Raw genomic sequence first — 22,636 nt, forward strand, 5'->3', positions numbered from 1 at the left:
CGATGACGTAACAACACCCTTACCTGCCGAGGTCTGCGAGAGGATGACACGACGATGGAGAATCGGTCTTCCCGACGCATGCGAACCCTGGTGACCCAAATGGCCCGGTCAAGGCCTGTCCGCTAACCAGATCACGTGCGCGCTGATATCCATGATGGCCCGGAGCACTCCGCTCCAAGCAGAGGCCGGATACATTGATGCAAGACCGTATCTACCGCATCGTCGAAATCTTCTTGCACCGCACGGCCGGACCATACATTTGGGTCAAAGGCCGCTCTCGGCGTCTCCACGATGGCTTTCCGCTCCGCCCTCGGAAGCGGACGGTGCGAGGCCAAGAGCGGAGGTCAGCCACGGGCCAGAAGGAGACATTTTTGGTGCAGCGTGGGGCGGCCGAGAGGCGGCCGCCCCGCCTTGACGACATAAATTTCTATTTCGCCATCGCCGTCCTGGCGGCCTCGATCTTGGCCTTCACAGCATCGAGGTTGAAGCTTGCGCCCTTCTGCATCGGCGGAAACTCGATCGCGGTCATGGCCAGTTTCTCGACCTCCTGCTGGACGAACACGAAGCGCCAGAATTCGTATTTGAACCAGTCGAAGTATTGCTGCGCGCCAAATTTGGTCCCGCTATCGGGCCAACCCGTCCGCTCGAACGGATCGAGGCGAAGGTTGATCAGGTAGGGAACGTCAACCTTGGTCTTCTCGCCTAGCCATCCCCCGGGCTGGTCGATGAAGCGATACTTGAAGTCGTCGATGCGCACGGCTCCCAGCTCGCTCTCGCCGAAGTACCAGATTTCGTGCCGGTTCGAGGGCCCTTTGCCGGTGATCATGTCCATCTGATTGTAACCGTCCAGATGGCACTTGTAGGTGCGGTCCCCAATGTGTTTGCCCTTCTTCAGCTCCTCGACAATGTTCGGGTTGCCGGCTGCGGCTAGCAAGGTCGGGAACCAGTCCAGCCCGGAGATGATACCGTTCTCGACCTTGCCGGCCGGCACCTTGCCAGGCCAGCGGATCATCGCCGGCGCACGGAAACCGCCTTCCATGACGGTGCCTTTGCTCTGCGCGAAAGGCGTCTGTCCGCCGTCCGGCCAAGTGAAGACCTCTGTGCCGTTGTCGGTAGTGAAGATGACAATGGTGTTATCATCCACGCCCATGTCCTTGAGCTTTTGCATGACGATGCCGACATCGTCGTCGAGCTGCGCCATGCCGGCTTCATGAATCGTCCAGCCGTTCTTGGAATTGCGCATCGCCTGATATCTTGGCGACAAGTGCGTGACGATGTGCATGCGGGTTGGATTGAGCCACAGGAAGAACGGCTTGTTGTCGGCCTTGGCCTTCTCAATGAACTTCAGGGCAAGGTCCCGGATTTCGTCGTCCACCGTTTCCATCCGCTTCGGATAGAGCGTGCCGGCGTCCTCGATCCTTTGCTTGCCCACCTTGCCCCAGCGCGGGTCCACGGTGGCATCGTCGACATCGGTCGCCCACGTATGCAGCATGTTGCGCGGACCGACGACGTTCAACAGGTCTTGCGGATAGCCGGGGTGAGCCGGATCTTCCATCGCGTCGAGGTGATACAAGTAGCCGAAGAATTCGTCGAAGCCATGTACCGTCGGCAAAAATTCATTCTTGTCGCCAAGGTGATTCTTGCCGAACTGGCCGGTGGCATATCCCATGCCTTTGAGCGCGGTGGCGATGGTCACGGCCTCCGCCGGCAAGCCTGTGGGCGCGCCGGCCTGGCCGACCGTGGTCATGCCGGTGCGGATCGGCAGCTCTCCGGTGATGAAATTGGCGCGACCCGCGGTGCAGCTCGCCTCGGCGTAATAGTCGGTAAACAGCATGCCCTCCGCCGCGATCTTGTCGAGGTTCGGCGTCCGGCCGGCCATCATGCCTCGATGGTAAGCACCGATATTCCAGATTCCGATATCGTCCCCCATGATGACGACGATATTGGGTCTTTGTCCGGCTGGCGCGGGAGTGGGTGCCGGCTGCTGTGCTTGCGCGAAACCTGTCGCGCCGACCGCAGAGAGCGCTGAAGCTGCGACGATGGAGCTGCCGCTCAAAAGGAGATCGCGGCGTTTCAATCCTGCGCTGCTGGGTCCAGTCTCCTTGTTTGGCTGGGCTGGAATCCTATCGTTACTCATTACATGATCCTTTTCCTGGCGATGCGCCTGAAGCCGGGATGGCTTAGGCGGTTTCGATCAGCTCGAGCTATCCGCGCCGATCGATGACGGCGGCAAGAGTCGCGAGCGCAAGGATGTCGGCCGCCGTAAAGCACCTCGCGCATTTTTTTGGATCGGATCTTTAGGCTCCGGCGATCAAAGCCAAGCGATTCCCGCGCCGGTTGATATAGATCAAAGGATATCCGAGCTCGGTTCTGGCTACGCGAGGGGGAGAGCAGGTCCGCTAAGGTCAAAATTAGCCTTGCGATCGTTCGAATTGGACGCAAGTACGTCTCCAATCGTCTAGAAGCGGACGCCGGATTGGAAGGGCTCCCAGTGGAACATGACCAGCTTCACTAGCTGAGGAGGTCAACATGACCATTACGGAAAGCACCGTCCCCGCTTCCCCGAAGCACGCTCCTTGGAATAAGGGGAAGATCGTCGGCGCAAAGCCGCCGCTCCGTCCGAAGCACGTCTGGTCAATCCGAACCAAGCTCCAAGTCGAGGGGCGAACGCGCGATTTGGCAATGTTCAACGTCGCCATCGATAGCAAGCTGCGCGGCTGCGACGTCGTCGCCTTGAAAGTTGAAGACCTTGCGCCCGGCGGGTATGCGGCCGACCGCGCGACCGTCCGACAGAAGAAGACTGGCCGGCCAGTTAAATTTGAGCTGACGGAATCGGCGCGGCAAGCTATCGACGATTACCTGCGGCTCACGGGCAAGAAGTCAGGAGAATACCTGTTCACGGGCCGGCGGCCGAGCGGGCATATGACGACCCGCCAGTATGCCCGTCTCTTATCCCGCTGGCTTGCCGACATTGGACTGGAGCCGCACTTTTTCGGGACGCATTCCCTTCGCCGGACCAAGGCGACCTTGATCTATCGCCGAACCGGCAACCTGCGAGCCGTACAGGTCCTTCTGGGGCATACTAAGATTGAGAGCACCGTGCGATATCTCGGCATCGAGGTCGACGACGCCCTCGCGATAGCAGAACAAGTCGACGTCTGACTTCGGGGGCAGATCAGACGTGCTCTGCTCTGCCCTTACGGACGCCTCCGGGCCAAAAGCGGAAGAACGCCCGAATTGTCTTGAAGCTCTTCACATTGTCCCGACGTCTGCAATGCTTAGGTATCCAAGCTGCCACCCTTTTTGGACTCTGCAACGCGGTTTCTGTACACGGGCCGCATCAGGTTGATGGAGTTTGAGCCTTCCGTATTGCTGGATCGATGTCAAACGCTTGGTAAGCAATGGAATTGCCGACTAGGTGAACAAGACCGTCCCACCTTCTTCTACAATCCACGTAAAAGTTGGCCGCATTGCGAAAATCGTCCGTTGCGCAAATACCGGCGCTCTGTAGTCGCTGTCGCGCATTATCGAACCGGGCTCGCCAGAGTAGCTGATCGGCATCGTCCGCTTCATGCCGCGGGTTCTCTTGCAGGAAGACGTCGCTGAGAGTGGAGAGGAGTAGTAGCGCGGAGGACCACATTTGTGTGACCGCGCCCGATTGTTTCAGCCAATCCGCATCGTCCGGCAAGGCACTTCGGATCAGCGAAACAGCATCAAGCGCGACGAGCCACGACCTCGACACGGCGTAGATCGGCTCAGGGAAGCGGAAGTAGAACAGGATAGGATAGAAATGGTGGGCTTCCTTTGCTTCCGTGAGCTCTGCCGCCAGCGATGAGAGGTTGTTGTAACCCGCGCTGAGCTGGTTCTTTGCAAATAGGTGCGCGAGCAACTCGGCCGCATCGCCGTTCTCGCCGGAGAGCGCGTGGATTTTGAGACAGAGCGAGTTTCTGCTCCTGAGCGCGCCATAGATCTGCATCAGGTAAGTGATGGTGAGCGATATGACGGACGTTCCAATCACCTAGTTAAGAAGAAACAACAGCTTTGCTCCAGCGCTTTGCGGGCCGAAATTGCTGCCGCCAACGATCGAGAGGCTGCTTCCAGCCACGTAAAGCGCCGTCACGAAATCCGTTGGCGTCTCTTGGCTACTGCTCGTGATGCTCGTCCCGAGCAGAGGGTGGACGATCAGTGCGGCCCCCAGCGCGAGCAGGACCGACCAGGTCAGTAGCAATGCGACTACAATGATAGGCCCGCAGAACGAAAGCAGATGATTGTTGCGGCTCGAAGCAACCCCGCGCATTGCTCGCCACACCAGTCTTGCCAGGCGGTCGCTCATGATCCCGGTGCCAGCGCGGGCGTAGAGCACCGTCAGGAAGACGTCGGCAAGGACGATGCCCATCAACAACGTGCCCAATGCAGGCTCCACCCAACGCACCATCGACCTCCGTGGCTGTGTCGCCGGCCCTGCTTCGTCGATTATTTCTGTTTGAAAGCGCCGTCTGACGCGGCCGCATTGGCCTCGCGCGGCATGAACTTGAACAAGGTAAAGTTCTTGTCCGTCCATGTCATGTGGAACCAGGGCGAATCCTGAATATGCGATGCCGTCACATAGACGGCGCCATCGGGACCTTGGGAAAACGTATCCGGCCAGCGCAGGCGCGAATCTGTCAACAGCTGCCGTATGCTGCCGTCCTGCGGGTTGAGGGCCTTAACTGCGTTGTCAGCGATCGAGCTCAGGTAGATCTCGTCGTTCTCGCCTGTCCAAAGTCCATCTACCGGCTCCGTTGTCGCCACCGTCTCCGGACGGGCACGACTTGCCGCGTCGGGGTTCTGGATATCGGGTGTGCGGATCTTGTAGAGGGTCTTCCCTGTCAGAGCTTGCCAATACAGCGTATTGCCGTCTTTAGATAGCGCCAGGCTATCGGCATTGAACAGCGGTTGCCGTCCATCAGGCCGCCGCACCGGGCGGCCATCGCTCATCACATTGACGCTGGGATCGAATTGGGTTGAAGGATCGTCGCTCAGCACACGCCACGCCTCTCCTGACTCGATCTTGAGAACGACCAGACCGCCAGGTGAGCCGGAGTCCGTCAGGTAGGCGAATTTTCTATCGGGCGCGATGCGAATATCGTTCAGATAGCTACCCGGACCAGCGACCTCCGAAGGGATCGGGAAGGATCGTTTCACGTTGTTTGACTTCAGATCTATCTCGACCACCTTGGGGCCGCCCTTGATCGTCTTCTCGGCATTTGGAGCTGCCGGATCGACGACCCAGAGAGACCCGCGCTGGTCTGCGACAACGCTTTGAACGCAAACGAAGTGATCGCTGGGCGAGACCTCGGACATCCGAGCGTTGCGCCAGCTGTTCCACTCCTGATCGGGATAAGGCTTGATCGACCCGTCCGGCATGAGTTCAGCGACCGAGACGGGCGTGTCCTCTGTCCAGCGCGGAAAGTTCACGAAGATGCGGCCGTCCGGCGCAACCGTAACACCGGTTACCTGGTGGTCAAACGTAGCGACCACTTGCAAGCGGCCGTCGCGCGTGTCCACCAAAGGAGACAGAAGTCGTTCCGCCCTGGCCTTGATGTCTTGTGTCGTGGTTTGCGCGTGAACCGCGGATGATATCGACAGGAGCACTGCCGCGCCGTAGCCGAACAGGTTTGGACGCATTGCGTGGCCTCTCGCTTGGGGAAATTCAGGACACAATCCTCGCTTGTCGACATCGTTCCCGCTGCCGAGTGAAACCGAGCTGCAAGTCGTCAGGAGTAAACCCAGGTTAAGGATCGCGCATCTGCCGGTTCTCAATTGCAAACGAAGCCGCAATCTATTTATTTGGAATAGAAACCGCTCACCAATCCACGAGTTCGCGCTCAGGTGGGGCGTAAACCTGGAGCGGTCGGCATGAAGGCACTCGTTTGGCACGGCAAAGAAGATATCAGGTGTGACACTGTCACAGATCCGGAGATCCAGGACGCCAGAGACGCAATCATCAAAGTGACGAGCTGCGCGATCTGCGGCTCGGACCTGCATCTCTTTCACAATTTCATTCCGGCCATGCTGCCCGGCGATATCATGGGCCATGAAATGATGGGCGAGGTCGTCGAGGTCGGCTCAGGCGTCAATGGGAAATTGAAGAAGGGCGACCGGATCGTTGTGCCTTTCACGATCATCTGCGGTGAATGCGATCAGTGCAAGCGCGGCAACTTCTCCGTTTGCGAGCGCACCAACCGCAACAAGCACATTGCGGACAAGGTATTTGGCCATACGACTGCAGGCCTATTTGGCTACACGCATTTGACCGGTGGCTATCCCGGCGGCCAGGCAGAGTATCTTCGCGTGCCGTTTGCCGACGCCACCCATATCAAGGTACCTGACGGACTGACCGACGAGCAGGTGCTCTTCCTTGGAGATATATTGCCCACGGGATGGCAGGCGGCGGTCCAATGCGACATCGAGCCGACCGACACCGTCGCGATCTGGGGCTGCGGGCCAGTCGGACAGATGGCGATCCGTAGCGCCATGCTGCTCGGGGCGAACCAGATCATCGCAATCGATCGCATTCCGGAACGGCTAAGCATGGCGGAAGCAGGCGGCGCGACCACGATCAATTTCGAGAAGGAAAGTGTTGTCGAGCGGCTCAACGAGCTGACCGACGGCAAGGGGCCTGAAAAGTGCATCGATGCCATAGGCATGGAGTCTCACGTTTCGTTTGGCCAGCCCGATACGATCGTCGATCGCGCGAAGCAGCTGATGCTGGTGGAGAGCGACCGTCCCCACGTGCTGCGTGAAATGATCTACGTCTGCCGCCCAGGCGGCATTCTCTCGATTCCGGGGGTTTATGGGGGCTTGGTCGACAAGTTTCCGATGGGCCAGCTCATGAACAAGGGGCTGAGTGTTCGCACCGGACAAACGCACGTCAACCGCTGGACCGACGAGTTGCTCCGCTACATCCAGGAAGGTCACATCGATCCTTCCTTTGTCGTCACGCACAAGGTGAGCCTCGAACAGGGGCCGGAAATGTACAAGGTGTTTCGAAACAAGCAGGACAGCTGTGTGAAGGTCGTGCTCAAGAACTGACAAGAAAGGACATAGTCGTGGCTATTGGACAAATCGCAAACTTTGTACGCTCGAAGGGTGATCCGAAAGTCGTCAGCACGGGCCCGAGTTCGTTCGGCGCTTCCGACCGGATGGCGCGCAATCTCGGCTGGTTCAGCCTAGGTCTAGGCGCACTGGAGATGCTGGCTCCCGAGCGCGTCACACGTGCGCTCGGCATGCAAGGCCAGGAAAGGCTCGTTCGCGCCTACGGCGCCAGGGAAATAGCCTCTGGCGTGCTATCGCTCTCGGCCGACAAGAATGCAGGACTGTGGAGCCGCGTTGCCGGCGACGGGCTCGACATCGTAACATTGATGGGAGGCTTGCACGCCGATAATCCCAAGAGAGGAAACGTGGCGCTTGCCTTGCTGATGGTTGGGGGCATCACTCTGCTCGACTTCGCAACCGCGAAGGAGGTCGGCGCGCGCCACGCACCGGGGTCCGGCTCTCGCCGGAACTACTACGACCGCACCGGCTATCCGAAAGGAATGGCCGCCTCGCGCGGGATTAGCGGTCCCAAGAAGCTCAGGAAGCAACTCGCTGCGACCTAGCTTAGGCGCGTCCCGCGCGGTGGCATGCTGCCGTTGCCGGGATGCTGCCCCACGTGGAGTTCAAGAGTTGGACGAGGAGATGGTCCGCTGTGGGTCAAAATGCGAAGAACTCAGCTTGAGCAAATCTGGTCCGCTCTGCCGCGATGAGCGGACCTCCGTCAGACGCGGCGCAACTTCGCAGATGGTCCACAAGCAGCCATCTCTCCTCAAGTCTTTGTGGCGGATCCGTATAGGTGTCCTCGGCGCCGTGGTTAGCCACACCTGTTTCTGACTTCACATTCACGGCAACTTCCATTCCGACTTCGTCATCGGGTTCGCCCCAATATGTCCCCCACAGTGGAATGGCCTGCTGCGGCGTCCGGGCAACGCCGACCCTGATCAGATCACGATTTCCAACGATACCGTTGGTCGGGTCGAACTCGACCCAGCCTGAGCCGGGAATGTAGATCGAGCACCACGCGTGCGTCGATCCGCCGCCAAGTCGCTCCGGTCCGTCTCGGTCGGACACATATACGTAGCCTGTAACGAAACGCGCAGCGAAACCAAGCGAGCGCGCCCCCTCCATCATCAGCAAGGCGAAATCGCGACACGTTCCCTGCTGCAGCGCGAGCGTCTCGGCAGGGCTGCGTGCCCGGCGATGTCCTGCGCAGATAGGAGAAGCCTTGGGCGATCGCCTCGTTGAGCGTCATCAACAAGTGGCCCGTCGGCCGGCTCGCGTCACGCACAACGAACTTCGACAACCAATCATCGACCGCGTGGTCGTTCGGATGATGGCGCCGCATGTAGGGCAGGAGATCCGGCAACTCGTCGTCACCATACGAGAACGGATGCTGGCGGGCGTATTCCTCGATCCGAAAGTCCGGCGCGTTCTCCGGCGTGTGTTCGAGGCGAATTATCGTGTCGATTCCAGGAGGTCACTCGACGCATTGAAATCGACCAAGGTCTGGCAGTTGCCGAACACGTCGTGGATCCACCGGATCTCTGCTGGCTCCGGCCGCACTGTAAGTTGGCAGTCGAGCAAGCGCTGATCGAAGCTGTCACGCGGACGGAAGAGGAGGTGGTGGCGCCCCAGTTTGACCGGCCGGTGGTAGCGATAGACGGTGCTGTGGTGGACGGCGTAGATGGTCATCGCGCGCGCTCGGGCCCCACCCAATATGGCCTCTTTTCACCGATAGTTCCACTTCCGCAAGTGAACCCCCAACTGCCTGCTATTTCAGCACTTTCCGAGGGGTTCTCTGAGGAACCCGACGGAAGGATAGTGGGCGGCCGGACGCCGCGGCCCTCGACGCGCCACAGGTGGCGCTTCAGGAGCTTCCCGACGAGACGCTGGTCTATCTGCTGGGCAGCCGCTATTGCGATACCCAAAAGCTCACCGATCTTGCCTGGACGATGTTCGGTGCCATCGAAGGCGGCTGCGCGCGTGTTGAGGCGATCTGCGATTACGTCCACAACCGCATCCAATTCGGTTATCACTTCGCGCGCAACGACCGGACGGCCCTGGAAGCTCATGAGGAACGCATTGGGGTCTGCCGCGACTTCGCCCATCTGGCGGTGACTCTGTGCCGATGCGTGAATATCCCGGCCAGATATTGTACGGGTTATCTCGGCGACATCGGGGTGCCGCCCGATCTGGCGCCTATCGACTTCAGTGCTTGGTTGGAGGTCTATCTTGGTGGACGCTGGTACACGTTCGACGCGCGACATAATCATCCCAGGATTGGTCGCATCTTGATCGCACGCGGCAGAGACGCCGCCGACGTCGCGATCTCCACGACATTCGGCCCCGCGCAACTGGTGCGCTTCACGGTCGTCACCGAGGAGATCCCGGAGAGCAATCAGCGATGCCGAGATTTCACTTCAAACTCTGCGATACCCGCATTGTCGCGGATCATGGCACCCACGAGCTCGCCGGTGCGACAGCCGCCCGGATAGAAGCAATCAGGCTGGCCCGCTCGATCCGTGAGGCCAGACCCGAGCTGGCCGGCAGAAACTGCTCAGTGTCCGTCACAACCTGCACGGGGGAGCCAGTCTGCAGGATTCCCATCGATGACGCAATGTAGCCGACTATCTCGCGGACAGCTTCAATACTGAAACAGTCCGATCGAGCCGCGCCCTAGGTCATAAGCAAGCGCAAAGCCTGTCCTCCGTCGCGGCGAGAAAGCCCGCTTGCAAACGCCGAAGGTAGCCCGATCTAACTAACTCGACAGCTGACGTGTGGCGATCAAATGGTAGTTCGGCTCTGGGTCAATCGACGGTTTGGCTCGGTTTAGGTTAAGTCCGGTCTGCCCCTGACAGCCGACATATCCTCGGCCGTGGGACGTGGCAGCAATGGGCCAAAACGGAAGTCAGCGTTGGCGGGATTGAAAGAGGCCCGCGAACTGTAGTTCATCTTGCGGCGGAGTCTATGGATGATCTCCCTCAGCTCGGCGGCGTACTCTTCGATCAGGCGCCGCGCCTCCTCCAAGCGCGTCGGTTTGGGCTCCGGGCGTTTCTCTGAAGCGGGCTCGTCCATGCCTGAGGCTTGGACCGGGGGGTTCCAGCTCCGTCAAGATGCGGTCGCGGCCGTCGATATGCAGGGCTTGGGTTTCCCTCATCGTCGCCAGCACGGCTCTTGCACCTTAGTGTCGTGGTTGTGCCGATCCAGTTCAGCGATCAACGCCTCTTGCTTCGCGAGCAAGCCTAGACCCTCCGATATGTGGCGTTCGGCTATCGCTAGATGCCTATGCAGCATGGCGCGGTCCATCCCACACCGTACAGCGAATTAGGACACCGCGCAGAACCCAGGGTGAAATAACAGCACCGTCGCAGGGTGCTGTCCTAATTAGGACACCTCAAACGGACAGCGCTCGCTAACTGAGCGCCGGGCTTTGCTTAGCCCTTCGGCTTCCGGCGCCCGTTGCTCCAAATAACAAGGGCAAGTAGCGCCGATCCGATGCAAATGCCGATAACCAGCGCGAGTGTTATGACCGAGGGTTCCAAAAAGGTACCAAGTGTGAATGATGGGTGATCCGTTTATAGACCCGATGCTAGTGGCCGGAAACAGGCCACACCGATCTCCGTTCGCCACAGACAGCCCAACTTGAGAACGTCTCGCGAGTCCGCTGTGGGTCAAAAGCGGCGGCGGGCGTGCACGCGGGCCGAGGTCGGCTCTACTGCGGACCACCGACATCGGTTGGAGCATTGTTCGGCTCAGGGCCAGGCAATCAATCGGTCTTACGAACAGATTTGCCCGCGCAACCAAGAACCGTACTCAGCGACGATGTTAGTAGAAACAAGCCGGCGCCGGGCTGAGAGCGGCGGCTTTTCTTTTACGCACTCACATGGCCGCGACTATCGCCGCATGGGGAAGAAACAGTCAGCGGTAGCGCCAGTTTTCGACGTCATCAATTAGATGACGCTCTTGGTTACGCAATTCATCAACTAGACGTGCGAGGTAGGGTGGCAGCGGCGAGACTTCGAGAGCTAAGTCTTGTTGCAACCTGTCACCCACCTTGTCACAGATCGACCGGGCAATCTTATGGTCGATGTGGTCGGATATTCGGTTGGGGGTGGCCATTTCGCGACATCCCGATTAGCCCCACGATTTATCTCAAGCAACAGGGTTGGAAATTGTTTCGCGTTTTTTTGAAGGATCCGATGGTTCCGTCTATTGGAACGAGTGGTCACGGGGCTAATCGCCACTCGGTCATTGCCGCTGCTCTCATCCTTCATTTCGTGCGCCCTGAAATCAGAAGAGGCCGTCCATTCGGGGGCAAAATCGGAAGTCGGGGTTCACCGCGGTCTCGGTCACCTGGTTTGAAGCGAACCATTGCCCCTTCTCGGTTGACAGTCAGCACAGGGCAAAAAAGCGAATTACCGTGCGCAGCGCCGAGAATTCCGGCCTAGGCAATCCGTGTGCCGTCGCTCCCATTTGTCAACGTGGTTGACGGTAATCGCCCGGAATTGCTGTTCCGCGAACTATTGGATGGAGTCCAGCATGATCATGTTGCCTTGTAGAATTGGTCGTGGTGGTTGAAGTTCGGCGCATATGTCACCGGCTGCAATGGCGGTGTCATGACGGCGATATGGACTCCCGAGGTGACCGGCGCCTTGAAGTTAGCATCGCCTGCACCTCTTCCCTAATGAACCAATGGCCGGCCACAGCGCGACCGGCGACGGTGTCGTCTGCTGGCGGAGCGTAGCGGCCGGCGACTGATGATGAATCGGGAAAGGCGTTATCCAGTAGAGGAGTATCCTATGAAGTTGGCTCAAACATCAGCACTAGTCATTTGTCTGCTCTGCGCGCCGGGAATTTCGTTGGCCGCAGACGTCAAGGGGGACGTGGAGAAGGCTTACGCAGCGTGGGATGCCGCATTCAACAAGCACGACGAGAAGGCCATCGGCGCCTCCTATGTCGCGACGGCAAAATTGATGCCGCCGACACATCAGGTCGCTTCGGGTCCGGCCGAGATCGAGAAGTTCTTTGCCGGACTCTTCGCGAGCGGTGTGACTGATCACAAGTTGGAGATGATCGACGCCGGCGGAGACGACAAGGTTGTCTTCGGCACAGCCAAGTGGAGCGCCACGGGTAAGGACAAGGAGGGCAAGCCGTCTCCCTTCAGTGGTTTGGCGACGCACGTCTTCGAACGGCAAGCCGACGGATCACTCAAATTAAGGCTGCAAACATTCAACTAAAGCGATTGAGGCTCAATCTGTCCGGTGGGGCGGCGGCCTTACCGGACACCCAAAACGGCTACTTGCCACTGGTGAAGGATATGTCCGGATTGGGTCAAAATCGGCGGTCCAGACTGCTGCGATCAGCTTCCGCTCTACGCCCGACAGCCGACGCCTCAACGGGCATTCTGCTTGGCCGCGACGGGCCAGTAGCCGACGTCCACTCGCCTTCACTCCTCTCAGGGAGGCGGCTTGGAGAGCTCCAGTAGCAGCCGCTCGACATCCTGTTCGTGAAGCCGCTGTGTGTCCCGTAGAGTGGTGAGGATCTTCAGGGCTTCCGTCGTTTAGCGAGGCCGAAGATTGAGCGCGCGCCTTAGCCACGCCGACCGATAATGCTGTGCCTGCGATTGAAATCCCGCCGCCTCATGATGTCCCCAGACCGAAGCAGTATTTATGGCGAGATGAGGCGGTCGCGCAGGGCGATCATCACGGCCTGCGTGCGGGTCGCGGCGTTGGGCTTTTCGCAGCAGCTCTTGATATGCGCCTTCACCGTGCGCGCCGTGTTGATCAGGGAGCCGGCGATCTCCTCGTAGGACCAGCCAACGGCCACCAGCGTCAGCACCTCGCGCTCGCGCAATGTCAGTGCGAGCTGCGGCGCATCAGACCGGCCGCGCAACTGCAGCGCCCGATCGAACGCATAAAGCGCCATGAGATGCAGCGCGAGCAGGGCCCCGCTCGGCAGGTCGATCTCCGCCCCACCGAAATAGACCTGGCCGATGCGGCCGGTGACATCGTTCACCGGGATCACAACGCCGTCCATATTCCGAAGTCGCGGGCGCGCTGCACCAGCTCGACGGCGCGCGGCTCGCGCACCGGATCGTAAGGCGCTTCCTTGAGCCAGCGGAACGGCCGGACCGTCATCCGGCGATAGCGCAGCGCCGGATCGTCCCAGACGAACTTCGCTTCGGAATACATGTCGAGAAAGCCGCGCGGCAGCCGTTCCGCGAGCACGGCCTTGCGCGCAGGCTTCTCGGTCGCCAGCGGGGCGATATAGGAGCAGCAGAAACAGTCGAACCCATACTGCCGGACCGCGTGGTCCATCGCATCGAGAACGCGCGCGGTGGTGCAGCGCCCCGACTTTTTCGACAAACTCGAAGGCGCGGCTGGGGATCAGGTTCATAGGTCCTCTTAAGCAGTATCGTAATCGATCAGATCGCATCGTGGAAGCAACGAACGTGCCTACTCTGGGTCAGACGCAGCCCCCATAAAACTAGGCGAGAAAGCGGCCACGAGCAGACGAGAGACCACTAGCGAACGAATGTTCCGCAGCGTAAGCTGCCAACACCAGTCCTCCGGAGGCTGGACAAAAAATTAAGGGAGAACGCGAAGATGTCCCGTAACAATGCGATAGGATTATCTTTTGCGGCCGCCATGCTGCTCAGCACGAGCTTTAGCACTGGGCACGCGAAGCCATTGATGATCGTGGGGCTTGATGAGAAGCTTCTGTGGGACGTAAGCGGCAAGCCCGTTCTCTCTGCACCCGGCAAGGACCAGGTTCTCATCGTCGATCTAGCCTCTCCTGAAACCCCCAAGATCGTTGCTGCCCTGCTGCTGAAGAACTCGGTGGTCGGACCGCCCGTGAACGTCGCGATCGATCCCAGCGGAACGATGGCGCTGGTCGCCGACTCCGTCGATGTCGTCAAGGACGGAGAGGTGCTGAAACAGGTGCTCGACAATAAAATCTACGTCGTGGATTTGCAGGCCGATCCGCCCAAGCTGGCCGCGACGCTCACTGGCGGGAAGCAGCCATCCGGGCTCAGCTTCAGTCCAGACGGCAAGATGGCGCTCGTCGCCAATCGCGGAGACAATTCGATCAGCGTCCTGTCCGTGAACGGCACTGACGTGAAGATCACGGACAACGTTGCGATGCCCGACAGTCCGTCGCACGCGACGTTCACCCCGGATGGCAAGAGAGCCCTGGTCGCCCGCTTCCCTGCTCACAAGATCTCAATGCTGGACATCGCAGGTGACAAGGTGACGTACAACAAGATTGACTTGCCGGCCGGCCAGTGGCCCTACAATGTTGCGGCCGCACCCGGCGGGAAAATCGCCCTGACCTCGGACAACGGCAACGCAGGTGCCTCCGATGGAAGCGTGGATACCACTAGCGTCATCGACCTGGAGACCAATCCGCCGCGCATCATTGATCGCGTAGTGGTGGGCGACGGTCCCGAGGGTCTTGCAATCAGTCCCAAGGGCGACGTCGCGGTTGCCGTGATTCTGCGCGGCTCCAACATGAAGAACGCATACTTCTACGAAAAGAACGGCAGCATCACGGTGCTGAAGATTGACGGAAAGAAAGTGAGCAAGATCCAAGATATCGAAGTCGGTGGGTTGCCGGAGGCCGCGGTATTCACTCCTGACGGCAAATACCTTCTTGTCGGCAACTATCTGACACAGGACTTCTCGATACTGAAGGTAGACGGCACGAACGTAACGGATACGGGCAAGCGCTTCCAGGTGCCGGGGCATCCCGCCTCGGCCAGGATGGGGCCGTAGCGCTTATACCAATTGTCGAGCGCTGAGAAGTCGAAGGCCCGCTTCAAATCGGGCCTTCATTCTGTAATCAGAAGATTGGTAATTCTCTTTCAGTGGCCGGGCCGAGACCGCGAACGGCGCCATATGCTTGCACCAGGACCGCTATGGGTCACACTGCGAAGAACTCAGGTTGAGCAAATCTGGTCCACTCTGTCGCGATGATCGGACTAGCGACAGACGCCGCACAACTTCGCAGATGGGCATAACCGGAAATACAAGGTTCACTCGATCACCTCGTCGGCGCGGGCGAGGATCGAAGGCGGGATTGTGATACCCAGCGCCTTGGCGATCTTTAGATTGACAATCAGATCAATTTTGGTCGGCTCCTGGACGGGCAGATCGGAAGCCTTGGCGCCCTTGAGGATTCTTGTCGACGTAACCGGCGCATTGGCCGAACATGGCTTTGATGTTAGGCATGTAACTCAAGAGACCGCCTGCATCGCTAAGAAGCACGCTCGGCAGACGGTGCTCGCGCGCAAGGTCGCCCAAACGCGCCCGATGGCTGTAAGTAAGCGACGAGCCAAGCGCCACTACGGCTTCGGCGTGCGCCCTATCCATCGCGGAATGGCAGATACGTCACTATTGCCTGTGGTTGCGGGTGGGGCACTGGTAGTGAAAGCAGAGCAGAGGAATAGTAATGAACCGTGTTACGATAGCCCTAGTCTTTGTCCTGATCACACTATCGCCTGTTCATGCCCAATCTTCGGATTGGAACAGGTCTATCCGCCGGCAATCCTGGTCCGGAATCGCTTACCGCGACGAGAACGCCTACCGTGAGCAAGTTGAACGTTCCTTAGACCCTTCCAATCCTTTCGTATCAGACTCACAGAAGGGACTGATCAGGAATCAATACCTTGAATACCTGCGGCATCAAGAGCAGCAGCGTATTCAACGGCAAGGGCAAAGATACCAGATAGAGCGGGAACGGCAGCGCTAACGAACGCGGTATCAAACTCCTCGGCCGTTCTGGCGGGCACGAGTTGCAATGTGACCGCCAGCTTCGGCGCCGCAGCCTCGAATTGGCGGCGAGATACGCATGACGCTTGCTCCAACAGACCCGTAATCCAAACGGGTCGGGCCGGGGGCGTCAAGGTCAGTCGATGACCCGCGATCTATGCAGGGTCCGGTGGCTCGCTATTGTTTCTTTGGCTTGCGAAGAATTGGACGCATGATGTCGATGGTCGTAAAGCTGGTCTCGAACCGCTTTGGCAGCAATGGCATCTCGTCAGGGCCGACCCTATTGCAGACCGGGCAGGGCGCACCCGCGCCGCCGCATCCGCAGGCCTTCGGCCCTTCCCACGGACGGTCGGGGTGGTTCTCGCAAACCCAATGCGTGCCGTCGCAGCGCACGCAAGTCATGTCGGACCCCCTTCGATGCTGGGCATTGGGTCAGAACGGCCCCCAGCCCATCTCCGGGGCTGGTGGGGGACGAGCCGGGGCCGCCAGCGCACGCTAACCAACGCATGCACTGGCAGCAATCTCGGCCTTCGCTTTCTCTTCGTATGTACGAAATGACCCTGATCGCGGATTAAATTTGAGGCTACCCCGATGGAATAGGGAGACGGCTCCAGTGGAGCGCACGAGAGCCGTCCCGCCAACCCTTCCTCCAGCCCTAGTGAAAGGCTAACAGGCAGAAAAGGTTTCGATGCCCCGTGTCGTTCCTATTACCTTTGGCAGGGGCCCCGAGCTGTCCAACGGTTCAGGGCTGAAGCCTCGATAGAAGCCGTTGCCGATCCTGTTCGCGAAGGCGCTGATCCTTGCGCACGCATCGCCTTCGGCGGCGTCCCCAATCTCGCCGAGCAGCAGGGTCAACAGCGCGGTCATCGGCGGAGACCGACGAGGAGCACACCGACCGGGAAACATTGCTCCGCCATCTGATGGAGGGGCAATACAGCAGCCCGGTTCGCATCGTCTGTTTCAACACTGGCGAGGGATGGTCGAGGGACGCCTCCGAGGACATCGCCGAGGAACTGCAACAGCGCTGCGCCGACCGCACCGACGTTCCGCCATCTCTTGAGGAAGTTCTTCAAACCCATGGGCGGCAGGCGGATATTCAGTTGACGCTCCTCTAGCGCGGCCTCTCCCCCGTATTTGAGGGCAGAGCAATGCGGAAGAACTTCTTCGCCATCACCTACGTGGAAATGGACTGCATTGGCGACTACGCTGACTTCGTGGTCTATCTCCCAATGCGCAAGGGCGACTACAGGGTGCATTCGCCGTCAGAGTGCCATTGGATGGTGCCGGGCAGCGAGCAGGGCCGCGACGAGCACGGGAAGAAGTCGACGAGCAGCTTCGTTGCGGCGGCGTCGTAATTTTCTCCGCCAAGGTGCTGAAGCGGACAGAAGCCCGGCCTGCCGGTCGAGTAGCCTCGTTGGTGCTTGGCACTGGCAATGCGCCAAGTCGGCGGCCCCGGCCTCGCAATCCCCTCCAATCGCCCGCTGGCCGGGGCCGTTCCTTGCGATTTACCGCACCGTGCATAGATGCGGCGTATGGCATCGCGTACTGAGTTCGCCATCCCGGTTAAGGGCACGAAGGTTCCATCCGGCCCCGAATGGCTCCACGAGATCAAGCAATGACGGCTACCGCATGAAATTGGTGCGGGAGAACGACCGGGTGCGTCTGATCACCAAAGGCGGCCACGACTGGACCAAGCGCTATCCGTGGATCGTCGAGACAGCGCTGAAGATCAGGACCACGCAGTTCATCCTCGATGGCGAGGCTGTGGTCCTGAACGTCGATGGAAGATCCGATTTCGATGCCTTGTACTCCCGCAAGCACGATCACGAGGTCCAGTTCTACGCCTTCGACATTCTGTGCGCCGACGGCGACGACCTTTGCCGCTTGCCGCTCTCGCTCCGCAAGACGAACCTTGCGGGGCCGAGCCGAAGGCATCCAAGCCGCCCCGTTCGAGCAAGGTGAGATCGGGGCCGATCTATTCCGTCACGCCTGCATCATGGGTCTCGAAGGGCTCATCTCGAAGCACCGCGAGCGCGCTTATGGCGCTGGCCGTTGCACGCACTGGATCAAAGTAAAGAACCCGAAGCACCCGGCCTATCGTCGCGTGCAGGACCAATTCTGAGCGAGCACGAAAAAGGAGGATAAGTTGTGTGTAAAAGTGGACCGTACGCAAGTTAATGCTCAGTCCTTGGAACGCTCCGCGCCGTCAGTTGTCTTTGCAAAAATGACTTTTTTCTCGGAGCGTCAGATGAGCAAACATAAACTGGCAAAAGCGTCAAAGCGCGTCCCGAAATCAATGCGGGCCCAACGGAACAAGCAGGACATCGTTAAAAGTCCGAAAGACAATTTTCTGCGCTCCGTTGCCGCACTCTCGATGGAGACGCCTCTTCAACACGATCCTAAACCCGAGACTACCGCCGTTGTGCCTCCTGCGGGGGCGCTAACCGATCTCAGTCAGAAGAAGGATGACGACCCAAAGCAATGGTTTGTTTTAGCCACGGCTAACGGGCCGGAGTATTCCGCTAAGCTCATTCAAATGGCGCAGGACAATCTGCAACTTAGTTGCGACCTCTGCCTGTCGCTTGCGACGATCAAGTCGCCAATCGAGTTTTTCGCAGTTATGTCGGAATTTGCGACCAGACGGATCGACATGTTCGGCAAGCACGCGAAAGATTTGGCTGGATACCCGTTCTGGCGCACCGAGGCGTCCCGAAAGCTCGCGGGTCGACAGGCTTGAGAAATCGCCGAGGTGCAGGGTATTCGGCCTTCCGCCGGGTGCAGGACCAGTTCTGATCTGGGACGTGTTTGGAAAGAAAAGGCCGCCTCGCGGCGGCTAGTTCCAGATCGATCTTCCTTCTTCTACTTATTTCTTGAGGGCGTCCGCAGCATCCCGCGCTGCGTCCTTCACATCTCCCGCAGCGTTGTGGGCCGACCCCTTAGCCTTATCCATCTTGCCTTCGGCTTCCATATCCTTGTCGCCCGTAAGCTTGCCAGCACCCTCTTTGATCGCGCCTTTTGCCTTGTCGGCAGCGCCTTTTACATGTTCACGGTCCATGATCCTGCTCCTTTGCCGTCCTTAAGACGGCACAACGAAAGCGTATCAGAGAGGTTCCTAGAGATCATTGTGGCCAAAAGTGAACAGTCTCTTTCGACCGGTCTGTGCTATGCGGGTTCTGTAGCAATGCAGGGCTCACGCAGTGATCGAGGGTGGTGCTCCCATCTTGAGCCCGCGGGAGAAGCGCCTGTTGCGGCGCTTAGCTAGGGGCTGCTCTGACCAAACCATTGCAGCTCAGATCGGCGGAAGAGTTGATCAAGTTGGCGAACAGCGGGAGCGGCTGTTGCAAAAACTGCAACTCACGTCCCGGTCTCAGATTGTAGATGCCGCCGCGCGATGGGCATCTTGGCCATCTTACAGTCTCGAAGGAGCTGACGAAGCGTCGCTCTGGCCGAAGCACGAGGACGGCGGCTGCGAACCGCCGTCCTAAACATTGGCTGATCAATACTGGTACGGATAACGCCCCGGACAAATGTATTGTCCGTAGCTGTCATAGTAGCAACCAGAGTTGTAGTAGCCGTAGGCACCCGCCGCAGCGGCTGCGCCGACCGCCGCAGCGCCATATCCCAAACCTGGCCGATAGTAGCCACGGCCATAGCCGGGGTAACCCGCGATGGGACGGCCGGGGCGACCTGCGATCGGGCGGCCAGGCCGCCCCGCTATCGGTCGACCTGCTATCGGATGCGCTGGCCGTGCGATACGTCCGGCGTGCATGCCCCCGCCTCGGAAGCCTCCGGCCCGCATGCCGCCGCCGTGAAAGCCCCCTCCACCACGGAAGCCGCCACCGCCGCCACGGCGCGCATACGCATCGTCAGGGATCAGAGTTGCGGTGAGCAGAACAAAAGCTGCTAGAGCTGCGAGAATGTATTTGAACATCATGCTCCTCCGAAGTTCGAGAGCGAGCAAAATTGGTCGGCTCCCCTAGTTGCGATGTTGATGTAGGTCAACGCGCAGGCAATCACTTCGGTAATAGCCCTTACCGGTCCTCGATCTTCGACCCTGTGATGTCTGCTTCTAGGAGCGGAACAGAGCAGCGTGGGAATTAAGAGTACACGCCTGCCCCAGTTCTCAAGCCAACGTGCATAGCCAACAAAAAAGCCCCGCCGAAGCGGGGCCAAGCTCAAGGAGAGCCGTCTGTTTCGGCGCGCGCTTATCTCAGGCAATGGCTCGCGATTTCGGCGAGCAGAGCATCCTTTCGTGCAACGGCTTGCGCTATCTCGCGGTGCATGAACGCGAAGCCCATCAGAAACAGCAGATTGATCATCACGAGCGCGAGCAGCAATGGCTGACCCTTTAAGGCCTCGACCGCGCTCGTAGCTGCCGCCCGCAGCGCGTCCATGTCACGCCGCCGCAAATGCCAGCGAGCGCCCATCCCAGATCGAGGCCAGCGCAAATTCGATGTCGCCATCGGGCACGTTGGAGCCGAGCGCGTCCGGGTCGCTTTCGATGGCCGCCGCGATGGTCGGGTTCGATGAGATGACGTGCGCGGAGACGAGCTGCGGCTTCTCCTCGCCCCGGATCACCAGATTGGCGTAGGCGATGCGCTCTGCGTGGTTTGCCGTCGCTGGGTCTTCACCGGCGACATTCTGCGCCACCTTGAACATGATCATCATGACGCGACCCGCGAAGGTCGGATCGGACGCGGTGGCGATTAGATCAAGCGCGGACATGGCTAGGCTCCGAGAATTTGCGCCGCCGTTCGTGCGGGCTTGGTGTCGAGGGCGGGATTGATCGGTGGCTTGGCCGGATCGGGCACGCCGCCCGCCGCAAGCCAAGCCTCGTATTCGATGCGGTCGCGGTTGGCCTGATCGTTCGGGATGCTGGCCCCGTCAGCGGTGCGGATCACGACATCGGTCTCGGTGAGCTGATATTCAGCGATCATAGCCTCGCGTCTGCGACCCAATGCACATAGTTCGATGAGCCTGCACCTGACCCAACGGCGCCGTTCCCGAAAACGATAGCGCCGCTTTCGCTTGCTGTTGCGGCGGTGCCTGACCAGTCGAGACCCTGGCTCCCGTTCCTGATCTGAGAGTTCGCTACAGCCGGGTTGAAAAAAACTCGGGGTCGGCTGCACGCGCTTCGAGCGTTTCCAATCGATGGAGCCGCACATTTGCGAGCCAGCGCCAGCCGTCGCCTGAAAGAACCCGAAGCAACCGATTGTACGTACCAAGTTTGGAAGCTGGCGCGGTCACATAGGCGAAGCTCTTTTCGTAGTACCGCTGACAGATCGCCAGCTCCTCATCGAACGGGCAGGATGTTTGCCGCATAGGCGGCTGCTGGCGCGTAGCTCCTCGGCAGTGCGAGCACGCCGCCAAGGCGGAAGTAGTCATCCGTCGCGGCGGTGGCGTTCACCTGTCCCGGACCCGCGACGTAGTTGCCATTGACCCAATTGTTGAGCGACGGCACGGTGTAGGTCGGTCCGCACGCCATCGTCCACATGATGACGGTGCCGGTCGTGTTGTCCTTGGGCCACGTCCCGCCCGTGTAGCCGGGGATGGTGACGACGTTGTACTGCGCCCCGTCGGCAACGACATGGGTAATCGGCCGACGGTCAATCCCAGTGACGGCGATCAGCTTCATGATCGCCATCATAGCAGCACAAACGGTCTAATAGGATGAGTTACTTTCTAACTTGGACTGCATTCTCGGTCGCCATTGGCACATTCACCAGCGTGAGGCGTAATCGGTCGAGCTTCGGCTGGTTCGTGATCGCCTTCATCGTCTCGCCGGTTGTCGCTGGCGTGTTTTGCGCAATCCTGCGCGCCGCTGAACGTGTCGGCAGTGGAGCACCTATAACGCCTCGCTTTGGGATCGGCTCGAACTCGACGCGGCCTTCGACAATCTGAAGGACGAACCGGGAAGTGAGAGTTCGCTGCTGCGACGCCTGCGTGAGCTTGAGGAAGAGGCCAGTGCAAAAGGTCGGAGTAAAAGGACTGACTACCTTTACAGGAAGGTCGTGAAGGGGCGGCCTTATCTGTATTTCCGGATGCCGAAGGAGTTCGGCGGCAAATTGTTGCCGCTGCCCATCGATGAGGCGTCGGCAGAGTTCAAGCGGCAATATGACGCCTGCACTCACAAGTTGCGCAGGATGCAGATCGATGCCGGTCTTCCCGAGCCGCCCAAGCCCACGCCTGAGAAGTTTGCTAAGGCAAAGACCGGCACCATCGGTCAGGCGATTGGGATCTACCGCAACTCGCAAGCCTTCAAGAGAAAGAAGAAAGCGACGCACGAGGTTTACATCCCGCTGCTCGAAGAGATGTGAAGGCCAAGATCGGCAATGAGCCGCTGCGCGAGATGACCAGAAAAGCCGCGCAGCGTTTCGTCAATGGCATCTTTGAGGAGGACGGCAGGGCCTCGATGTCTGATCTGTACCTCACCATGATCTCAAACATTTGGATCGCGGTGCGGGAGGATGAAGCGTACGGGATCAGCGACCTGCCGAACCCGACCATCGAGATCGAACGGAAGCACAGCGCATCTGACAGCGTGCCTCACCTGATCTGGCCAGAGGACGTTCAAGATAAATTCGACGCGACGGCGACAGACAATCTGCGGCTCGCGCGCCGACTGCTTCACTTCACGACGCAGCGTGGCGGCGATGCGATTCGGATCAAGTGGTCGCATTACGACGGGAAGGGCATCTACGTCTGGCCCGAGAAGACCACGAAGAAGGGCGTCTCGCGGAGCCCAATTATCACCTGCTGCCGGACGAATTGATCCAGGAGCTTGAGGC

30 protein-coding genes and 2 pseudogenes are annotated in these 22,636 nt (G+C 59.5%); 14 read left to right on the forward strand and 18 right to left on the reverse strand.

The genetic code is table 11. From position 1 onward, the window contains the following. Positions 1–427 precede the first annotated feature (427 nt). Positions 428–2,137 carry an arylsulfatase gene (locus tag BRAGE_RS0145305; RefSeq protein ID WP_108914726.1) on the reverse strand — a complete coding sequence of 570 codons (1,710 nt, stop codon included), beginning with the start codon at positions 2,135–2,137 and terminating at the stop codon, positions 428–430. A 392-nt stretch (positions 2,138–2,529) separates the two neighbouring features. On the opposite strand from BRAGE_RS0145305, the gene BRAGE_RS0145310 reads away from it, so the two are divergent. After that, complete coding sequence (locus BRAGE_RS0145310; RefSeq protein ID WP_035730738.1) at positions 2,530–3,162, forward strand: tyrosine-type recombinase/integrase; 633 nt, start codon at positions 2,530–2,532, stop codon at positions 3,160–3,162. Positions 3,163–3,340: 178 nt separating this feature from the next. On the opposite strand, the gene BRAGE_RS57480 is transcribed toward BRAGE_RS0145310, so the two are convergent. The 3 genes from BRAGE_RS57480 to BRAGE_RS51315 all read right to left on the reverse strand — a co-directional run bounded on the left by BRAGE_RS57480 (position 3,341) and on the right by BRAGE_RS51315 (position 5,667). Then, positions 3,341–3,976 (reverse strand): hypothetical protein, encoded by a 636-nt coding sequence (locus BRAGE_RS57480; RefSeq protein WP_231164141.1) that lies wholly within the window; start codon positions 3,974–3,976, stop codon positions 3,341–3,343. A 42-nt stretch (positions 3,977–4,018) separates the two neighbouring features. Continuing rightward, a complete protein-coding gene (locus BRAGE_RS57485; RefSeq protein WP_231164140.1) occupies positions 4,019–4,411 on the reverse strand; it encodes a hypothetical protein in 393 nt (130 codons plus the stop codon). Positions 4,412–4,473: 62 nt separating this feature from the next. Then, positions 4,474–5,667, reverse strand: a complete 1,194-nt coding sequence (locus BRAGE_RS51315) for an L-dopachrome tautomerase-related protein (RefSeq protein WP_051378346.1) — start codon at positions 5,665–5,667, stop codon at positions 4,474–4,476. Between the two features lie 231 nt (positions 5,668–5,898). On the opposite strand from BRAGE_RS51315, the gene BRAGE_RS0145325 reads away from it, so the two are divergent. Then, complete coding sequence (locus BRAGE_RS0145325; protein WP_027564689.1) at positions 5,899–7,074, forward strand: zinc-dependent alcohol dehydrogenase; 1,176 nt, start codon at positions 5,899–5,901, stop codon at positions 7,072–7,074. 23 nt (positions 7,075–7,097) lie between these two features. Further along, a complete protein-coding gene (locus BRAGE_RS0145330) occupies positions 7,098–7,640 on the forward strand; it encodes a hypothetical protein (RefSeq protein ID WP_167336582.1) in 543 nt (180 codons plus the stop codon). Positions 7,641–7,905: 265 nt separating this feature from the next. Here the strand turns inward: BRAGE_RS0145330 and BRAGE_RS54005 are convergent. Next, positions 7,906–8,769, reverse strand: a pseudogene (locus BRAGE_RS54005) (transglutaminase family protein); the annotation flags it as partial. Between the two features lie 122 nt (positions 8,770–8,891). On the opposite strand from BRAGE_RS54005, the pseudogene BRAGE_RS51325 reads away from it, so the two are divergent. Together BRAGE_RS51325 and BRAGE_RS58145 are read left to right on the forward strand one after the other, a co-directional pair. Then, positions 8,892–9,572: pseudogene (locus tag BRAGE_RS51325) on the forward strand (transglutaminase-like domain-containing protein); the annotation flags it as partial. Beyond that, positions 9,482–9,700 (forward strand): DUF6894 family protein, encoded by a 219-nt coding sequence (locus BRAGE_RS58145; RefSeq protein ID WP_416207766.1) that lies wholly within the window; start codon positions 9,482–9,484, stop codon positions 9,698–9,700. The pseudogene BRAGE_RS51325 and the gene BRAGE_RS58145, both read left to right, overlap by 91 nt. Positions 9,701–10,995: 1,295 nt before the next feature. On the opposite strand, the gene BRAGE_RS54010 is transcribed toward BRAGE_RS58145, so the two are convergent. Then, positions 10,996–11,196 (reverse strand): hypothetical protein, encoded by a 201-nt coding sequence (locus BRAGE_RS54010; RefSeq protein ID WP_084335062.1) that lies wholly within the window; start codon positions 11,194–11,196, stop codon positions 10,996–10,998. A 680-nt stretch (positions 11,197–11,876) separates the two neighbouring features. On the opposite strand from BRAGE_RS54010, the gene BRAGE_RS0145350 reads away from it, so the two are divergent. Beyond that, positions 11,877–12,314 carry a YybH family protein gene (locus BRAGE_RS0145350; RefSeq protein ID WP_027564687.1) on the forward strand — a complete coding sequence of 146 codons (438 nt, stop codon included), beginning with the start codon at positions 11,877–11,879 and terminating at the stop codon, positions 12,312–12,314. Positions 12,315–12,744: 430 nt separating this feature from the next. On the opposite strand, the gene BRAGE_RS57490 is transcribed toward BRAGE_RS0145350, so the two are convergent. Further along, positions 12,745–13,113 carry a helix-turn-helix domain-containing protein gene (locus BRAGE_RS57490; protein ID WP_027564686.1) on the reverse strand — a complete coding sequence of 123 codons (369 nt, stop codon included), beginning with the start codon at positions 13,111–13,113 and terminating at the stop codon, positions 12,745–12,747. After that, a complete protein-coding gene (locus BRAGE_RS57495; RefSeq protein WP_027564685.1) occupies positions 13,098–13,442 on the reverse strand; it encodes an autoinducer binding domain-containing protein in 345 nt (114 codons plus the stop codon). Before BRAGE_RS57495 ends, BRAGE_RS57490 begins: the two co-directional genes overlap by 16 nt. Positions 13,443–13,682: 240 nt before the next feature. Here BRAGE_RS57495 and BRAGE_RS0145365 point away from each other — a divergent pair, with 240 nt between their 5' ends. After that, positions 13,683–14,852 (forward strand): lactonase family protein, encoded by a 1,170-nt coding sequence (locus BRAGE_RS0145365; protein ID WP_035730744.1) that lies wholly within the window; start codon positions 13,683–13,685, stop codon positions 14,850–14,852. A 260-nt stretch (positions 14,853–15,112) separates the two neighbouring features. Here BRAGE_RS0145365 and BRAGE_RS57845 read toward each other — a convergent pair whose 3' ends face one another. The 3 genes from BRAGE_RS57845 to BRAGE_RS52025 all read right to left on the reverse strand — a co-directional run bounded on the left by BRAGE_RS57845 (position 15,113) and on the right by BRAGE_RS52025 (position 16,715). Further along, the gene (locus BRAGE_RS57845; protein WP_084335068.1) at positions 15,113–15,256 is read right to left on the reverse strand and encodes an ABC transporter substrate binding protein; all 144 of its coding nucleotides are present in this window, start codon (positions 15,254–15,256) and stop codon (positions 15,113–15,115) included. A 474-nt stretch (positions 15,257–15,730) separates the two neighbouring features. Further along, positions 15,731–15,943: a hypothetical protein gene (locus BRAGE_RS55565; protein WP_141263392.1), complete on the reverse strand. Its 213-nt coding sequence runs from the start codon at positions 15,941–15,943 to the stop codon at positions 15,731–15,733. Positions 15,944–16,514: 571 nt separating this feature from the next. Further along, entirely contained in the window at positions 16,515–16,715 is a 201-nt protein-coding gene (locus BRAGE_RS52025; RefSeq protein ID WP_051378349.1) for a hypothetical protein, read from the reverse strand. Between the two features lie 38 nt (positions 16,716–16,753). Between BRAGE_RS52025 and BRAGE_RS51335 the strand changes: the two genes are divergently transcribed. From BRAGE_RS51335 to BRAGE_RS0145385, 4 genes are all read left to right on the forward strand, one after another. Next, entirely contained in the window at positions 16,754–16,963 is a 210-nt protein-coding gene (locus BRAGE_RS51335) for a hypothetical protein (protein WP_141263394.1), read from the forward strand. A gap of 33 nt (positions 16,964–16,996) precedes the next feature. Further along, the gene (locus BRAGE_RS0145375) at positions 16,997–17,203 is read left to right on the forward strand and encodes a hypothetical protein (RefSeq protein ID WP_027564683.1); all 207 of its coding nucleotides are present in this window, start codon (positions 16,997–16,999) and stop codon (positions 17,201–17,203) included. 274 nt (positions 17,204–17,477) lie between these two features. Next, entirely contained in the window at positions 17,478–17,810 is a 333-nt protein-coding gene (locus BRAGE_RS57505; RefSeq protein WP_231164139.1) for a hypothetical protein, read from the forward strand. Positions 17,811–18,096: 286 nt separating this feature from the next. Continuing rightward, on the forward strand, positions 18,097–18,585 hold the full coding sequence (locus BRAGE_RS0145385) for a hypothetical protein (RefSeq protein ID WP_027564682.1): 489 nt from the start codon (positions 18,097–18,099) through the stop codon (positions 18,583–18,585). 126 nt (positions 18,586–18,711) lie between these two features. Here the strand turns inward: BRAGE_RS0145385 and BRAGE_RS0145390 are convergent, their stop codons facing one another. Beyond that, positions 18,712–18,903, reverse strand: a complete 192-nt coding sequence (locus BRAGE_RS0145390; RefSeq protein WP_027564681.1) for a CsbD family protein — start codon at positions 18,901–18,903, stop codon at positions 18,712–18,714. Between the two features lie 142 nt (positions 18,904–19,045). On the opposite strand from BRAGE_RS0145390, the gene BRAGE_RS58150 reads away from it, so the two are divergent. Continuing rightward, positions 19,046–19,333 (forward strand): response regulator transcription factor, encoded by a 288-nt coding sequence (locus BRAGE_RS58150; protein ID WP_084335058.1) that lies wholly within the window; start codon positions 19,046–19,048, stop codon positions 19,331–19,333. 11 nt (positions 19,334–19,344) lie between these two features. Here the strand turns inward: BRAGE_RS58150 and BRAGE_RS57510 are convergent, their stop codons facing one another. The 6 genes from BRAGE_RS57510 to BRAGE_RS0145410 form a co-directional block, all read right to left on the reverse strand. Continuing rightward, entirely contained in the window at positions 19,345–19,779 is a 435-nt protein-coding gene (locus tag BRAGE_RS57510; protein ID WP_035732111.1) for a hypothetical protein, read from the reverse strand. Between the two features lie 274 nt (positions 19,780–20,053). Continuing rightward, a complete protein-coding gene (locus BRAGE_RS0145395; protein ID WP_027564680.1) occupies positions 20,054–20,242 on the reverse strand; it encodes a hypothetical protein in 189 nt (62 codons plus the stop codon). A gap of 1 nt (position 20,243) precedes the next feature. Further along, positions 20,244–20,573 (reverse strand): hypothetical protein, encoded by a 330-nt coding sequence (locus tag BRAGE_RS0145400; RefSeq protein WP_027564679.1) that lies wholly within the window; start codon positions 20,571–20,573, stop codon positions 20,244–20,246. Positions 20,574–20,575: 2 nt separating this feature from the next. After that, positions 20,576–20,785 (reverse strand): hypothetical protein, encoded by a 210-nt coding sequence (locus BRAGE_RS56550; RefSeq protein ID WP_035730746.1) that lies wholly within the window; start codon positions 20,783–20,785, stop codon positions 20,576–20,578. A gap of 154 nt (positions 20,786–20,939) precedes the next feature. Further along, positions 20,940–21,170, reverse strand: a complete 231-nt coding sequence (locus tag BRAGE_RS55575) for a hypothetical protein (protein WP_141263396.1) — start codon at positions 21,168–21,170, stop codon at positions 20,940–20,942. Continuing rightward, positions 21,142–21,483 carry a hypothetical protein gene (locus BRAGE_RS0145410; protein ID WP_141263398.1) on the reverse strand — a complete coding sequence of 114 codons (342 nt, stop codon included), beginning with the start codon at positions 21,481–21,483 and terminating at the stop codon, positions 21,142–21,144. Before BRAGE_RS0145410 ends, BRAGE_RS55575 begins: the two co-directional genes overlap by 29 nt. Positions 21,484–21,859: 376 nt before the next feature. On the opposite strand from BRAGE_RS0145410, the gene BRAGE_RS0145420 reads away from it, so the two are divergent. Together BRAGE_RS0145420 and BRAGE_RS0145425 are read left to right on the forward strand one after the other, a co-directional pair. Beyond that, entirely contained in the window at positions 21,860–22,165 is a 306-nt protein-coding gene (locus BRAGE_RS0145420) for a hypothetical protein (RefSeq protein WP_141263400.1), read from the forward strand. Then, on the forward strand, positions 22,162–22,620 hold the full coding sequence (locus tag BRAGE_RS0145425; RefSeq protein WP_027564676.1) for a hypothetical protein: 459 nt from the start codon (positions 22,162–22,164) through the stop codon (positions 22,618–22,620). Before BRAGE_RS0145420 ends, BRAGE_RS0145425 begins: the two co-directional genes overlap by 4 nt. Positions 22,621–22,636: the final 16 nt, after the last annotated feature.

Source organism: Bradyrhizobium genosp. SA-4 str. CB756 (assembly GCF_000473125.1).
Taxonomy (GTDB): Bacteria; Pseudomonadota; Alphaproteobacteria; order Rhizobiales; family Xanthobacteraceae; genus Bradyrhizobium; species Bradyrhizobium arachidis.

What these genes read in the sequence shown, in the direction of transcription:
- BRAGE_RS0145350 (WP_027564687.1), top strand. Translation starts at nt 11,877, where the DNA reads ATGAAGTTGGCTCAAACATCAGCACTAGTCATTTGTCTGCTCTGCGCG.
- BRAGE_RS56550 (WP_035730746.1), bottom strand. Translation starts at nt 20,785, where the DNA reads ATGATCGCTGAATATCAGCTCACCGAGACCGATGTCGTGATCCGCACC.
- BRAGE_RS52025 (WP_051378349.1), bottom strand. Translation starts at nt 16,715, where the DNA reads ATGACCGCGCTGTTGACCCTGCTGCTCGGCGAGATTGGGGACGCCGCC.
- BRAGE_RS57505 (WP_231164139.1), top strand. Translation starts at nt 17,478, where the DNA reads ATGAAATTGGTGCGGGAGAACGACCGGGTGCGTCTGATCACCAAAGGC.
- BRAGE_RS55575 (WP_141263396.1), bottom strand. Translation starts at nt 21,170, where the DNA reads ATGCGGCAAACATCCTGCCCGTTCGATGAGGAGCTGGCGATCTGTCAG.
- BRAGE_RS0145395 (WP_027564680.1), bottom strand. Translation starts at nt 20,242, where the DNA reads ATGGACGCGCTGCGGGCGGCAGCTACGAGCGCGGTCGAGGCCTTAAAG.
- BRAGE_RS0145390 (WP_027564681.1), bottom strand. Translation starts at nt 18,903, where the DNA reads ATGGACCGTGAACATGTAAAAGGCGCTGCCGACAAGGCAAAAGGCGCG.
- BRAGE_RS51315 (WP_051378346.1), bottom strand. Translation starts at nt 5,667, where the DNA reads ATGCGTCCAAACCTGTTCGGCTACGGCGCGGCAGTGCTCCTGTCGATA.
- BRAGE_RS0145375 (WP_027564683.1), top strand. Translation starts at nt 16,997, where the DNA reads ATGCGGAAGAACTTCTTCGCCATCACCTACGTGGAAATGGACTGCATT.
- BRAGE_RS54010 (WP_084335062.1), bottom strand. Translation starts at nt 11,196, where the DNA reads ATGGCCACCCCCAACCGAATATCCGACCACATCGACCATAAGATTGCC.
- BRAGE_RS0145385 (WP_027564682.1), top strand. Translation starts at nt 18,097, where the DNA reads ATGAGCAAACATAAACTGGCAAAAGCGTCAAAGCGCGTCCCGAAATCA.
- BRAGE_RS57490 (WP_027564686.1), bottom strand. Translation starts at nt 13,113, where the DNA reads ATGGACGGCGTTGTGATCCCGGTGAACGATGTCACCGGCCGCATCGGC.
- BRAGE_RS0145325 (WP_027564689.1), top strand. Translation starts at nt 5,899, where the DNA reads ATGAAGGCACTCGTTTGGCACGGCAAAGAAGATATCAGGTGTGACACT.
- BRAGE_RS0145305 (WP_108914726.1), bottom strand. Translation starts at nt 2,137, where the DNA reads ATGAGTAACGATAGGATTCCAGCCCAGCCAAACAAGGAGACTGGACCC.
- BRAGE_RS0145400 (WP_027564679.1), bottom strand. Translation starts at nt 20,573, where the DNA reads ATGTCCGCGCTTGATCTAATCGCCACCGCGTCCGATCCGACCTTCGCG.
- BRAGE_RS0145410 (WP_141263398.1), bottom strand. Translation starts at nt 21,483, where the DNA reads ATGAAGCTGATCGCCGTCACTGGGATTGACCGTCGGCCGATTACCCAT.
- BRAGE_RS0145365 (WP_035730744.1), top strand. Translation starts at nt 13,683, where the DNA reads ATGTCCCGTAACAATGCGATAGGATTATCTTTTGCGGCCGCCATGCTG.
- BRAGE_RS57480 (WP_231164141.1), bottom strand. Translation starts at nt 3,976, where the DNA reads ATGCAGATCTATGGCGCGCTCAGGAGCAGAAACTCGCTCTGTCTCAAA.
- BRAGE_RS0145310 (WP_035730738.1), top strand. Translation starts at nt 2,530, where the DNA reads ATGACCATTACGGAAAGCACCGTCCCCGCTTCCCCGAAGCACGCTCCT.
- BRAGE_RS57510 (WP_035732111.1), bottom strand. Translation starts at nt 19,779, where the DNA reads ATGTTCAAATACATTCTCGCAGCTCTAGCAGCTTTTGTTCTGCTCACC.
- BRAGE_RS58145 (WP_416207766.1), top strand. Translation starts at nt 9,482, where the DNA reads ATGCCGAGATTTCACTTCAAACTCTGCGATACCCGCATTGTCGCGGAT.